Origin of the sequence: Pantoea sp. UBA5923 (genome assembly GCF_002431095.1) — a bacterium.
In the GTDB taxonomy this organism is placed as follows: Bacteria; Pseudomonadota; Gammaproteobacteria; order Enterobacterales; family Enterobacteriaceae; genus Pantoea; species Pantoea piersonii.
Genome location: NZ_DJDN01000070.1, coordinates 1 through 13572 on the forward strand (window position 1 = coordinate 1; position 13572 = coordinate 13572).

13 protein-coding genes are annotated in these 13572 nt (G+C 59.3%); 11 read left to right on the forward strand and 2 right to left on the reverse strand.

The window, feature by feature from the left end:
- From B3797_RS16190 to B3797_RS16210, 5 genes are all read left to right on the forward strand, one after another.
- Positions 1-673: ABC transporter permease (locus B3797_RS16190; protein ID WP_311791599.1), on the forward strand; the 673-nt coding region annotated here is incomplete at its 5' end.
- A gap of 12 nt (positions 674-685) precedes the next feature.
- The gene (locus B3797_RS16195) at positions 686-1483 is read left to right on the forward strand and encodes a glucose 1-dehydrogenase (protein WP_311791600.1); all 798 of its coding nucleotides are present in this window, start codon (positions 686-688) and stop codon (positions 1481-1483) included.
- 164 nt (positions 1484-1647) lie between these two features.
- Positions 1648-3090, forward strand: a complete 1443-nt coding sequence (locus B3797_RS16200) for a YchO/YchP family invasin (protein WP_311791601.1) — start codon at positions 1648-1650, stop codon at positions 3088-3090.
- Positions 3091-3167: 77 nt separating this feature from the next.
- On the forward strand, positions 3168-3530 hold the full coding sequence (locus B3797_RS16205; protein WP_311781575.1) for a hypothetical protein: 363 nt from the start codon (positions 3168-3170) through the stop codon (positions 3528-3530).
- A gap of 129 nt (positions 3531-3659) precedes the next feature.
- Positions 3660-4568 (forward strand): bestrophin family protein, encoded by a 909-nt coding sequence (locus B3797_RS16210; RefSeq protein WP_311791602.1) that lies wholly within the window; start codon positions 3660-3662, stop codon positions 4566-4568.
- Positions 4569-4667: 99 nt separating this feature from the next.
- Here the strand turns inward: B3797_RS16210 and B3797_RS16215 are convergent, their stop codons facing one another.
- Positions 4668-5741 (reverse strand): porin, encoded by a 1074-nt coding sequence (locus tag B3797_RS16215; RefSeq protein WP_311791603.1) that lies wholly within the window; start codon positions 5739-5741, stop codon positions 4668-4670.
- Between the two features lie 491 nt (positions 5742-6232).
- Complete coding sequence (locus tag B3797_RS16220) at positions 6233-6463, reverse strand: hypothetical protein (protein WP_311791604.1); 231 nt, start codon at positions 6461-6463, stop codon at positions 6233-6235.
- A 196-nt stretch (positions 6464-6659) separates the two neighbouring features.
- Here B3797_RS16220 and B3797_RS16225 point away from each other — a divergent pair, with 196 nt between their 5' ends.
- The 6 genes from B3797_RS16225 (at position 6660) to spy (ending at position 13497) form a co-directional block, all read left to right on the forward strand.
- Positions 6660-7880 carry an aspartate aminotransferase family protein gene (locus B3797_RS16225; RefSeq protein WP_311791605.1) on the forward strand — a complete coding sequence of 407 codons (1221 nt, stop codon included), beginning with the start codon at positions 6660-6662 and terminating at the stop codon, positions 7878-7880.
- Positions 7877-8908 (forward strand): arginine N-succinyltransferase, encoded by a 1032-nt coding sequence (gene astA / locus B3797_RS16230; RefSeq protein ID WP_311791606.1) that lies wholly within the window; start codon positions 7877-7879, stop codon positions 8906-8908. The genes B3797_RS16225 and astA overlap by 4 nt, the downstream gene beginning before the upstream one ends.
- Positions 8905-10371 carry a succinylglutamate-semialdehyde dehydrogenase gene (gene astD, locus B3797_RS16235; protein WP_311791607.1) on the forward strand — a complete coding sequence of 489 codons (1467 nt, stop codon included), beginning with the start codon at positions 8905-8907 and terminating at the stop codon, positions 10369-10371. Before astA ends, astD begins: the two co-directional genes overlap by 4 nt.
- On the forward strand, positions 10371-11696 hold the full coding sequence (gene astB, locus B3797_RS16240; protein WP_311791634.1) for an N-succinylarginine dihydrolase: 1326 nt from the start codon (positions 10371-10373) through the stop codon (positions 11694-11696). The genes astD and astB overlap by 1 nt, the downstream gene beginning before the upstream one ends.
- Before the next feature lie 36 nt (positions 11697-11732).
- Complete coding sequence (gene astE / locus B3797_RS16245; protein WP_311791608.1) at positions 11733-12731, forward strand: succinylglutamate desuccinylase; 999 nt, start codon at positions 11733-11735, stop codon at positions 12729-12731.
- A 277-nt stretch (positions 12732-13008) separates the two neighbouring features.
- Positions 13009-13497 carry an ATP-independent periplasmic protein-refolding chaperone Spy gene (spy, locus tag B3797_RS16250; RefSeq protein ID WP_126688799.1) on the forward strand — a complete coding sequence of 163 codons (489 nt, stop codon included), beginning with the start codon at positions 13009-13011 and terminating at the stop codon, positions 13495-13497.
- Positions 13498-13572: the final 75 nt, after the last annotated feature.

Below are 13572 nucleotides of genomic sequence, written 5' to 3' on the forward strand. Positions count from 1 at the left end.
CTGCACCCTCGGCATGATGTACGTGGCGCGCGGCGCGGCGCTGCTCTTTAACGACGGCAGCACCTACGCCAATCTGGTCGGCATGCCGGCGCTGGGCAACACCGGCTTCGCCTTTCTCGGCTCCGGCACGCTGCTCGGCGTCTATCTGCCGATCTGGCTGATGGTGGCCTTTCTGCTGCTCGGACTCTATCTGACGCGCAAAACGCCGCTGGGCCGTTATATCTACGCCACCGGCGGCAATGAGTCGGCCGCGCGGCTGGCAGGCGTGCCGATCGTAAAGGTAAAGATTTTCGTCTATGCCTTCTCCGGCCTCTGCGCCGGGCTGGTGGGGCTGGTGGTGGCGTCGCAGCTGCAAACCGCGCACCCGATGACCGGCAACATGTTTGAGATGGACGCTATCGGCGCCACGGTGCTGGGCGGTACGGCGCTGGCGGGCGGCCGCGGACGCGTCTCCGGCTCGATTATCGGCGCGTTCGTTATCGTCTTCCTTGCCGACGGCATGGTGATGATGGGCGTCAGCGACTTCTGGCAGATGGTGATCAAGGGGCTGGTGATTGTCACCGCCGTGGTGATCGACCAGTTCCAGCAGCGGTTGCAAAGCAAAGTGGTGCTGCTGCGTCGCCATGAAAAAAAGCAGCAGTCGACATCGGTATCTGAAGTCAGTCATGGATAAGCGGAGGGTAATATGACGCGTAATTTTCAAGGACAAACCGTAGTGATAACCGGCGCCTGTCGCGGCATCGGCGCGGGCATCGCTGAGCGCTTTGCGCGCGACGGCGCGAACCTGGTGATGGTGTCTAACGCCGAGCGGGTATTCGCCACCGCCGAGGCGCTGAAGGGGCAGTACGGCAGCGAGATCCTCGCGCTGCAGGCGGACGTTACCGATGAAGAGGCGGTGCGGCAGCTTTACCAGCAGGCGTTTGAGCGCTTTGGCCGGATCGACGTTTCGATTCAGAACGCAGGTGTGATTACCATCGATCGCTTCGATGCCATGCCGAAAGCGGACTTCGAGAAGGTGCTGGCGGTAAATACCACCGGCGTCTGGCTCTGCTGTCGCGAAGCGGCGAAGTATATGGTGCAGCAGAACGGCGGCAGCCTGATCAATACCTCGTCGGGCCAGGGGCGACAGGGATTTATCTACACGCCGCACTACGCGGCGAGCAAGATGGGCGTTATCGGCATTACCCAGAGCCTGGCGCTGGAGCTGGCGCCCTGGCATATCACCGTGAACGCCTTCTGTCCCGGCATTATCGAAAGCGAGATGTGGGATTATAACGATCGCGTCTGGGGCGAAATCCTCAGCACCGGGCAGAAAAAATATGGCAAGGGCGAGCTGATGGCGGAGTGGGTACAAAACATTCCGCTGAAGCGCGCTGGCCAGCCCGAGGATGTCGCCGGGCTGGTGGCGTTCCTCGCCTCTGAGGATGCGCGCTATATTACCGGCCAGACCATCAACGTCGATGGCGGACTGATTTTCTCCTGATTCGCTCTCCCCGCTGGATAAGCTGCGTGCTTATCCAGCCTGTTCCCGCCTTTTTCCGCTGTTTTCCCGCTTTTCCTGCAAATAAATTCTGCTGTGTTAAAATAAATTTCATGAATTTTGTGAGACAGGTCTCGTTAATTAGTCGAAAAACGCCTTACTACGCTATGTTTTTTCACCCCAATAGCCGTCTGTTTTTTCCTTTCTGTCTGGTCGCTGAGGCGGTTCTTTCCAGCGTGCCTGCTGCTCAGGCGTTCACCGACAGCGCCTCCGTTGCGGATGCGCCATTCAACGATCCGGCGCGCTTTAACCAGCAGCTGGCGGCGCTGCCGTCGCTGGGCAACCCTCAGAGCGACGACGAGTGGAACAAGCGCCTCGCCGCTATCGCCAAAAGCATCGGCGAGGCGAGCCAGAACGGCGACAACAGCACCAGCTTCGGCCAGCAGGCGGGGGTATGGGCCTTTAATCACTTTCGCGACGAGGTAGCGAACCGCGTCGAGAGCGAAGGGCAGTCGCTGCTGTCGCCCTACGGCAATGCGCAGCTCGATCTGATGGTGGATATGCAGGGCAGCTTTACCGGCACCGGCGGCGATCTCTTTACCGCGCTGGCGGACGAGCGCAGCCATCTTACCTTTAGCCAGGTGGGGGTGCGCGACACCAGCGACGGGCTGGTGGGCAATGTCGGGCTGGGCCAGCGCTGGGTTACCCCAAACTGGCTGCTGGGCTATAACGCCTTTCTCGACCGCAGCTTTGAGATTGGCCAGCAGCGCGCCTCGCTCGGTACCGAAGCCTGGAATGAAAACCTGCGCTTCTCCGCAAACTACTATCACCCGCTGGGCAGCTGGAAAAACAGCGGCGAAACGCAGCAGCAGCGCATGGCGCGCGGCTACGATATCACCACTCAGAGCTATCTGCCGTTCTATCGTCAGCTGGGCGTTTCGCTGAGCTGGGAGCAGTACCTGGGCGACAACGTCGATCTGTTCCACAGCGGCAACCGCTATCACAATCCTTCCGCACTGTCGCTCGGCGTCTCCTATACGCCGGTGCCGCTGGTGACCTTCTCCGCCAGCCATAAGACCAGCAGCGCGGGCGAGACGCAGGACCAGCTGGGCCTGAAGCTCAACTATCGCTTCGGCGTGGCGCTGAGCAAACAGCTTGAGGCGAGCAACGTCGCCGAGGCGCGTTCGCTGCGCGGCAGCCGCTACGATCGCGTCACGCGCTCAGATACGCCGGTACTCGATTTCCGCCAGCGCAAAACGTTGTCAGTATTTCTCGCCACGCCGCCCTGGCAGCTGACGCCGGGCGAAAGCCTGCCGCTTAAGTTGCAGATCCGCCACAGTAATCCCATCAAGGCGGTGAGCTGGCAGGGCGATACCCAGGCGTTGAGCCTGACGCCGCCGGCAGATAACAGCCAGCCGCAGGGCTGGAGCCTGATCGTGCCCGCATGGGACGATTCACCAGGCGCCAGCAATGAATATCACCTGTCGGTGACGCTGGAGGATGATAAACAGCAGCGCGTTACCTCGAACTGGATTACCCTGAAGGTGCAGCCGCCGATGCGTCTGGATGCGGGGCAGGCGTCCGATCGCTTCGATATCATGGCGCCCTGAGCCTGTTCTGAGAAAAGCTCAACTCAGCGAAGGCGCCAGGTCTTTTCGCCTTACTCTTTTCTCAGGCTGGTAATGAAATGAAACGCATCTCCCTTTGTCTGTTTAGCTGTTTTTTATGCGGCTGCGTCGATGTGGGCCAGGTCTCGCTCCATCCGCAAACCACAACCGGCTACTTTTCCGCCCAGCGTGGTGAGGTTGAATCCTGTCTGGAGAGTGAAGCCCTGCGCCAGCAGCACCAGCTGCAAAGAGACGACCCCTTGCCGGGCGGAGCAGACCGCTTCAATCTTCTGAATCCGCAGTCAGAAGTGGTCGCATGGATTGAAGTAGCGCCGTTCAGCAACAGAGAAACCAGCGCCCAGTTCTATTACGCGCCCGATAAACCTGAAACTAAAAGCGTCGTCGCAGCGCTTATCTCCCGCTGCGGCAGTAGCAGGGAATAACCTGCCAGCACCGGAAAAGCGCCGCGCTGGCAGGGGAGGATAAATTGTGACAATTGTCACAATTTATCGCTGGTAAGGCGGGCGGGAAAGTCGCAGAATCGCCGCAAAATCCCTTTTCACCTGCACATCATGATCGTTCGTCCCCATCGCCATTGGTTCGTTCGTTTGTTCGCCTGGCACGGCTCAGTGCTGCCCGATATTTCGTTTCGCTTGTTTCTCAATTTGCTGATGTCGCTGCTCGCGCTCTGGCTGCTCAACTGGTACGAGACGCTCGGCATCCGGCTGACGCTGGCGCCGTTTAGCCTGCTTGGCGTTTCAATCGCCGTGTTTCTCGGCTTTCGCAACAGCGTCTGCTTTGCGCGCTTCAGCGAGGCGCGCCATTTTTTTGGCGCGCTGCTGATCGCCTGCCGCACGCTACAGCGTCAGGTGCTGGCGCTCTTTCCTGACGAGGCGCCGCGTATCCAGGCGCTGCTGCTGGCGTTCTGCTACAGCCTGAAGCACCAGCTGCGCCGCAGCGATCCGCGCCCCGATCTGGAGCGTCTGCTGGGCGAGGATGCCGAATGGGTGCTGTCGCGCCGCTCGCCGACCAATATGCTGCACCTTCAGCTGTCACACTGGCTGGCGGATCAGCGTCGTCAGGGCAAAATCAGCGATCTGGTATGGGGCAATATTGACGAAAGCCTGAATCAGCTGGCGGCGGTGCTCGGCGGCTGCGAGCGGCTGGCCAGTATGCCGGTGCCTTTCGCCTACGGCCTGCTGCTGCACCGCACCGTCTATCTCTTCTGCACGCTGCTGCCGTTTGCGCTGGCACCCGATCTGCACGCGATGACGCCGCTGGTGTCGATGTTCATCTCCTATACCTTTCTGTCGCTGGATACGCTGGCGGAGGAGCTGGAGATGCCCTTTGGCTATCAGAACAACCATCTGCCGATGGACGCTATCTGCGCCAATATTGAAATAAGCCTGCGAGAAATGGCGGGCGAAGAGGAGACGCTGCCGATGCCGCTGCGGCCGGACGTCCGCTATCGCCTGACCTGAGGGCGGCATTTAAGCCTGCATTAGCCCCGGCAGAAAGTGCGCCTGTACAGCCTGCGTGCGCCCGGATAACAGCAACCGGGCGCAGCGTGGGGAAGGTTATCAGAACTGGTAGATCAGGCCGACGGCGGTGATATCGTCGGTCTTCAGTCCCAGCGGGTTGTTGTCCTTCAGCAGGTTGATCTTGTACTCCACGTAGGCAGACATGTTTTTGTTGAAGTAGTAAGTCGTACCCACCGAGACATATTTGAAGATATCGGCGTCGCCGATGTTCTCAATCTCTTTGCCCTTCGAGGAGACGTAGCCTACCGACGGGCGCAGGCCGTTCAGGAACTGATACTGCGCGACGGCTTCGAAATTCTGCGCTTTGTTGGCAAAGCCGCCGCTGATCGGCGTGGCGTTCAGCGTCTCGCCATACATCGCCGCCAGATAGATCTGGTTAGCGTCATATTTTACCGCTGTCGCCCAGTTCTGCGCTTTGTCGCCATCGCCGCGCGACGCTGCGTTCTGCGCTTCGGTGCGGTCCAGGCTGGCAAATGCGCCGGTAAAGCTCAGGCCGAAATCGAAATCGTAGCTGGCGGAAAGGGCGTAGCCGTCGCCGTTGGAGCGGCGCACGCCGTCGGTATTGGCGGCGCGATCGTTTTTGCCTTCATACTGCGCGGCCAGGCTGAGGCCTTTAACCAGACCAAAGAAATCTTTGTTGCGCCAGGTCAGCACGCCGGTTGAGCGGCCCGCCAGGAAAGCGTCGGTGTAGCCTGAATCCCCGCCAAAGAAGGGCAGCATATCGGTATAGGCCAGCGCGTCGTAGACCAGCCCGTAGTTACGGCCGTAGTCCAGCGAGCCGGCATTGCCGAATTTCAGACCGGCATAGCCAAGGCGGGTTCGGTTACCGTTCTGCGCGTCGCTACCTTCCGAGTTGCGCAGGCTGTACTGATACTGCCAGAAACCATAGCCGGTCAGCCGATCGGTAATTTTAGTTTCGCCTTTGAACCCGAGTCGGGTGTAGGAGGAGGTATCGCCATCGTTAGCACTGTCACTGGAAAAGAGGTGCGAGACGTTTATTTTTCCCACCAGGTCGAGCTTGTTGCCATCTTTATTATAAATTTCCGCTGCCTGACCGGCAGATATTCCAAGCAGAGACGACACGATCGCCGCCGCTAAAGCACGCTTCATCATTTATTTTTACCCTGTCACTGTTTGTTATTATTCCCCGCTATCTGGGGTGAGAGAAAAATGACACAAAAGGATAAGGTGACATAGTGCAATAAGTGTAACCAAATATTTCATTAATTTTTACTGCATCTGTGTTGCCTGGTTATTAACCTTTTCTGTATGACGTAAATTTATATCTGCCAGAGAGATAAAGGTTTTTTAATTAATAACCACATGATTTTATTATATTTTTAAAAGGATATGGTGGTTTTTTTGAAAAGGTTTAGCTATTTTCATTTCGCCGCCTATTTCCATATGGAAATTAAGATTTACTGAAAAAAGCATGGGGTTTTATTGATATTAAACCTCTAACCATTAGCTTGCTTACAAATAGTCTGGTCATCATATTATCTTATTTCTACATTGATAATAACGTCAGAAATAATAATGGTCATGCTCATCATTTATTTCCTCTTCCCTGAAAGATAAATAGCCCGCTTTCCCACCAGAGGGTTTTATTTGTTCAGAGGTTCTGTTGTTATCCTGCTTCCCCAAAAACATAACGGCCGCTTTTCATTCTGATTTTTTGCCCGCCAGCGAGGCAATATGCGCCTCGCTGGTGCAATTTTTGCCCGAATTTGAACATAAAAGTCAGGGGCGATCACAAAAGCAATATTTACTCTGGCAACTGCATAAATCTGCTGCGGATTCTGCGGCGCAGGCGCGCTTCGTTCAAAATTATTCACTATTTATTCACTTAAAGTGAATAATGGATGATTGTAAGTTATTGATATTTCGTTGTGATAACTGTTTTATGCATTTTTTTCTCTGGCTGGCACGCATGCTGCACTCTAGAGTAGGCTGCGTTTACCCAACTTTCACAAATTTAAAACATTCGCTTTACTCACCGGCGCGCCGGGCGGGGAAGCAGGAGAAACAGTTATGTCACTGCAGGTTTCGCGTCACGATTTCGATCAATGGATGGTGCCGGTCTATGCGCCCGCGAGCTTTGTACCGGTACGCGCATCGGGTTCGACACTCTGGGATCAGAACGGCAAAGAGTATATCGACTTTGCCGGCGGCATTGCGGTTAACGCGCTGGGTCATGCGCATCCGGCGCTGCAGCAGGCGCTGACTGAGCAGGCGTCGCGCCTGTGGCATACCGGCAATGGCTTTACCAATGAGCCGATTTTGCGCCTGGCGAAGCAGCTGATCGACGCTACCTTCGCTGACCGCGTTTTCTTCTGTAACTCCGGCGCCGAAGCCAACGAGGCTGCGCTGAAGCTGGCGCGTAAAACGGCGCACGATCGTTTCGGCGCGCATAAAAGCGGCATCGTTGCCTTTAATAACGCTTTTCACGGCCGCACGCTGTTTACCGTTTCCGCCGGCGGCCAGCCCGCCTATTCAAAAGATTTCGCGCCGCTGCCGCCCGATATTCGCCATACGCCGTTTAACGATCTGGAGGCCGCTGCGCAACAGATTGACGACAATACCTGTGCGGTGATCGTAGAACCGATTCAGGGCGAAGGCGGCGTGCTGCCCGCCGATCCCGCCTTTTTACGCGGCCTGCGCGAGCTGTGCGATAAGCATCAGGCGCTGCTGATTTTTGATGAGGTGCAGAGCGGCGTAGGCCGCACCGGTTCGCTCTACGCCTATATGCACTACGGCGTGACGCCGGACGTCCTCACCACCGCCAAGGCGCTGGGCGGCGGTTTTCCTGTCGGCGCGATGCTGACGCGCGAAGACCTGGCGCAGGTGATGAGCGTCGGCACCCACGGCACCACCTATGGCGGTAACCCGCTGGCAGGCGCGGTGGCGGGCAAGGCGCTGGAGCTGATCAACCAGCCCGAAACGCTGGCGGGCGTGAAGGAGCGCCACCAGTGGATCGTTGACGCGCTGGAGGAGATCAACCAGCGGCTGCATCTGTTTAAAGAGGTGCGTGGCCTGGGGCTGCTGATCGGCGCAGTGCTGAATGAAGATTATGCCGGTAAAGCGAAACAGTTCAATCTGGCGGCCGCCGAGCAGGGCGTGATGGTGCTGATCGCCGGCGCTAACGTGGTGCGCTTCGCGCCCGCGCTGAATATCAGCGAACAGGAAGTGAAAACCGGCATGGCGCGCTTTGCGGTCGCCTGTGAACACCTGGCGCGAGGATCGACATCATGATGGTGATTCGCCCTGTTGAACATGACGATCTGGCGCAGCTGCTGACGCTGGCGGCTAAAACCGGCGGCGGGCTGACGTCGCTGCCGGTCGACAGCCCGACCTTACAGGCGCGTATTGAACGCTCGCTGCAAACCTGGCAGGGCGCGCTGCCGCGCGCCGAGCAGGGCTACGTCTTTGTACTGGCGGACAGCGAAGACAACCGCGCCGTGGGCATTTGCGCCATTGAGGTGGCGGTCGGACTTCAGGAACCCTGGTATAACTTTCGCGTCGGCACCCAGGTACATGCCTCAAAAGAGCTTAACGTCTATGCGGCGCTGCCGACGCTGTCGCTGAGCAATGACCATACCGGCAGCAGCGAACTCTGCACGCTGTTTCTTGACCCCGACTACCGCGACGGCAAAAACGGCTATCTGCTGTCGAAATCGCGCTTTCTGTTTATGGCCAACTTTCGCCATCTGTTTATGGATCGCGTGGTGGCGGAGATGCGCGGCGTCAGCGATGAAGCGGGGCATTCGCCCTTCTGGGAGAGCGTCGGCAGTCGCTTCTTCTCTATGGAGTTTCGCAAGGCTGACTTCCTCAGCGGCACCGGACAAAAGGCGTTTATCGCCGAGCTGATGCCGAAGCATCCACTCTATATCGACTACCTGTCGCCAGAAGCGAAAGCGGTTATCGGCCAGGTGCATGAGAAGACCGCGCCTGCGCGCGCGGTGCTTGAGGCGGAGGGGTTCCGCTACCGCAACTATATCGACATTTTCGACGGCGGCCCGACGCTGGAGTGCGAGATCGACGATATTCGCGCTATCCGTAAAAGTCATGTGCGCAGCGCCGTACTCGGCGAGCCGGACGACCATGCGCCGCTTTGCCTGGTGGCGAATCTGGACTATCACCATTTTCGCGTCGCGCTGCTGCCTGCGCGTATTGAGCAGCACGACGTGGTACTTAATGAGAATCAGCTCAGGGCATTGCGCCTTCAGCCAGGCGACAGCCTGCGCGTGGTGACGCTGGGCGGCGAGGAGAAAAAAGCATGACGCAAATGATTAACGGCGAATGGCTGCCGGGCCGTGGCGACACCTTAAGTAAAATCGATCCGGTCTTCGGCGAGACCCTGTGGCAGGGCGAGGCCGCTACCGCGGAGCAGATCGCGCAGGCCGCCGCCGCCGCTCGCGAAGCTTTTCCCGGCTGGGCGCGTCGGCCTTTTGCCGAGCGTCAGGCGATAGCTGAACGTTTCGCCGCGCTGCTGGAGAGCCACAAAACCGAACTGGCGGAAACCATCGCCGCCGAAACCGGCAAGCCGCGCTGGGAGGCGCTGACCGAAGTGCAGGCGATGATCAACAAAGTCGCTATCTCGGTAAAGGCATTCCACACGCGCACCGGCGAACAGCACGAGGGCGAAAGCTCGCTGCGCCATCGTCCCCACGGCGTGCTGGCGGTCTTCGGCCCTTATAACTTCCCCGGCCATCTGCCCAACGGCCATATTGTGCCAGCGCTGCTGGCGGGCAACTGCGTGCTGTTTAAGCCGAGCGAGCTGACGCCGCTGACGGCGGAGAAGACCGTACGCCTCTGGCTGGAGGCGGGGCTGCCGCGCGGCGTGCTGGCGCTGCTGCAGGGCGCGCGCGAAACCGGCCAGGCGCTGGCGGCTGAAGCGCAGATCGACGGCGTGCTCTTTACCGGTAGCGCGGGAACCGGCTATCAGCTGCATCGCCAGTTCGCCGGTCAGCCGGAAAAAATGCTGGCGCTGGAGATGGGCGGCAACAACGCGCTGATCGTCGAAGATCCGGCTGATATCGACGCGGCAGTGCATATCGCCGTTCAGTCCGCCTTTATTACCGCCGGGCAGCGCTGCACCTGCGCGCGTCGCCTGCTGGTGAAGCGCGGCGCGGCGGGCGACGCTTTCTTACAGCGTTTGGTCGAGGTGAGCGCGCGGCTGCAGCCCGGCGCGTGGAACGCCGACCCGCAGCCCTTTATGGGAAGCGCTATTTCCGTCGGCGCGGCGGAAAAAATCTATCAGGCCTGGCAGCAGCGCGTCGCGCTTGGCGGCAAGCCGCTGCTGGAGATGCGCTGGCCGCAGCGCGGCAATGCGCTGCTGACGCCCGGCATTATCGATGTCACCCAGGTCAGCGGCCTGCCGGATGAAGAGGTCTTCGGGCCGCTGCTTAACGTTATCCGCTATGACAGCTTCGATGAGGCGATCCGCCTCGCCAACGACACGCGCTACGGTCTTTCATGCGGCCTTATTTCGCCGTCGCGCGCGCAGTTCGATCAGCTGCTGCTGGAGGCGCGCGCCGGGATCGTGAACTGGAACAAGCCTCTGACCGGCGCCGCGAGCAGCGCGCCGTTTGGCGGCATCGGCGCGTCCGGCAATCATCGCGCCAGCGCCTGGTATGCGGCGGATTACTGCGCCTGGCCGATGGCGTCGCTGGAGACGCCAGATCTGACGCTGCCTGCCGCGCTCTCGCCGGGACTCGATTTCTCTGCGGGCGAGGGGCAATGATGAAAGCGATTGAAGCGAACTTCGACGGGCTGGTCGGCCTGACGCACCACTATGCCGGATTATCGTTCGGCAATGAGGCCTCGACGCGTAACCAGCATCAGCCGTCAAATCCGCGCCTGGCGGCGAAGCAGGGGCTGCTGAAGATGAAAGCGCTGGCGGACCGCGGCTTTGTACAGGGCGTGATCCCGCCGCACGAGCGGCCAAACCTGCCGCTGCTGCGCCAGCTCGGCTACAGCGGCAGCGACGAGCAGGTGCTGGCGCAGGCGGCGAAAACTTCCCCTGGCCTGCTGTCGGCGGTCAGCTCCGCCTCGGCGATGTGGGTCGCCAACGCGGCGACGGTTTCGCCCTCGGCCGACAGCGCCGACGGACGCGTGCACTTCACCGCGGCGAACCTGAATAATAAATTCCATCGCGCGATGGAAGCGCCGCAAACCGCCCGGCTGCTGCGCGCTATCTTCCGCGATCCGCAGCATTTCGCCGTCCACGACGCGCTGCCGCAGGTGGCGCTGTTCGGCGACGAAGGGGCGGCGAACCATAACCGCCTCGGCGCGGCGTATGGTGAACGCAGCCTGCAGCTGTTTGTCTATGGACGCGACGATAACGGCGGCAGCGCGCCGGGGCGCTATCCTGCGCGCCAGACGTTGCAGGCGAGTCAGGCGGTGGCCAGGCTGCATCAGCTTGATGACAGCCAGGTGCTGTTTGCCCAGCAAAATCCACAGGTGATCGATCAGGGCGTGTTTCATAACGACGTTATCGCGGTGAGCAATCGCGAGGTTCTGTTCTGCCATCAGCAGGCGTTTGTTGACCAGCCTGCGCTGCTGGCGACGCTGGCGCGCCGCGTGCCCGGCTTTACCGCGATCGAAGTGCCCGACAGTCGCGTGTCCGTGGCGGACGCGGTCAGTACCTATCTGTTCAACAGCCAGCTGCTGAGCCGTGATGACGGCAGCATGCTGCTGGTGCTGCCTGAAGAGTCGCGCCAGCATCCCGGCGTCTGGCGCTATCTTACCGAACTGGTGGAGCAGGGCGGCCCGGTGCGCGAGCTGGTCAGTTTCGATCTGCGTGAAAGCATGCAAAACGGCGGCGGCCCGGCCTGTCTGCGCCTGCGCGTGGTGCTGACGCCGCAGGAGCAACAGGCGCTGAATCCGGCGGTAATAATGAACGACAGCCTGTTCGCCACGCTTAATCGCTGGGTGGATCGCCACTATCGCGATCGCCTGACGCAGGCGGATCTGGCTGACCCGCAGCTGTTAAGAGAGGGGCGTGAAGCGCTGGACGAACTGACGCGCCTGCTGGACTTAGGCAGCGTTTATGCGTTCCAGCAGTAGCGGGAACGGCTCTTTTTCTCGCAGACAGGAGTAGCAATGCAGGATTTTCTTCAGCAAACGCTGTCAGGCGACGCCCCGCAACATCAGCGCGGCGAAACCCCGTATTTACGCTGGCAGTGGCTCGATCACGGCATTTTACAGCTGGATCCTCTGAGCGAGCCACAGCAGGCGCTGGTGCTGTCAGCAGGCATTCACGGCAATGAGACCGCGCCGGTAGAGATACTGAATACGCTTATCGGCGCGCTGCTGCGCGGCGAAATGAAGCTGCGGCATCGCGTACTGGCGATCCTTGGCAACCCGGCCGCGCTGCGTGCCGGAAAGCGCTATCTGCGCCATGATGTTAATCGCCTGTTCGGCGGTCGCTGGCAGCGCATCGACGACTGCGACGAGGCGCGACGCGCGCTGCGTCTGGAGCAGGCGACAGAAGCCTTCTGGCAGCAGGAGTCCAGAGAAGCACAGACTCGCTGGCATCTTGACCTGCATACGGCCATTCGCGGCTCCTGGCATACACGCTTTGGCGTGCTGCCGCTTAATCCGCAGCCCTGGCCGGATAATTTTATCCACTGGCTAGCGGCGGCAGGGCTGGAGGCGCTGGTCTTCCACACCGCGCCGGGCGGCACCTTTACCCACTTCAGCTGTGCGAACTTTAATGCCGCCAGCTGTACGCTGGAACTGGGTAAGGCTTTGCCGTTCGGCACCAACGATCTGACGCAGTTTTCCGCCGCGCACCAGGCGCTGGCGGCGCTGCTGAGCGGCGAGCCGCTGCCGCAAGCGCAGGAGACGCCGCGCCGCTACCGGGTGGTGCAGCAGATTACCCGTCTCAGCGAGCAGTTCCGGCTGCATATGGACGCAGAAACGCGTAACTTCACCGCGTTTCCGCAGGGCGCACTGCTGGCCGAGGATGGGGATACGCGTTACTTTGTGCAGCAGGCGCGCGAATATGTGCTGTTTCCCAATCCGGGTGTGGCGCTGGGGCTGCGCGCTGGGCTGATGCTGGTGGAAGAGAGCGCGCAGAACGAGGCGCTGCCGCGCTGACCTCATAAAGGGTGGCAGAGCGCGGGATTTTCCTTCCGCTTTGCTGCCAGAACCCTTACACTCCTCCATAATTCCTGCCAAATCCGCTTTGATTTCATACTCTTTTGCAATTCTTCACTTAATTCTTCTCATTCTCTTCATGATTGCGCGATTTTTGTCTTTTATGCTTTCACGGCTTTACTCACTCTCTGAGTAGTTGACATTCAGCAGCGTAATCTTGTTCTCGAAGACGCGACAGGCTGCTGTCGTTATTAACTGAATGATAAGGACAACTATTATGCGTAAACTGACTTCCCTGATTCTGGCGTCTACTCTGGCTTTCGGTGCGGCAAGCGTGGTTCATGCCGCAGCTGACAACCTGACGCCGCCGCCGGCCGGTAGCGAAAAGCCGATGCATAAGCCGCCGATGCCACACGGAATGAACATGATGTTCAAAGATCTCAATCTGACCGAGGCGCAGAAAAAACAGATCCATGAGATCCTGAAAGAGAGCCACAAAGACTTTAAGCGTCCGTCGCTGGAAGAGCGCCGCGCCGGTCACGCCATTATCGCCTCTGACACCTTTGACCGTGCGAAAGCGGAAGCGCAGGCAGAGAAAATGACCGCAGACGCGAAAGAGCGCGCGGTGGCGATGATGGAAACGCAGAACAAGCTCTACAACGTGCTGACGCCGGAGCAGAAAAAGCAGTACAACGCTAATTTTGAGAAGCGTCTGACTGAGAAAGGCCCGCACGACGATAAAATGGCACCACCGCCGGCTGAATAATCAGGCTGAATTAAGGCAGTGAGACCGCCTGCGTTGTCCAGATAAGCAAAATGCTGGGCAGCGCAGGCGGTTTTT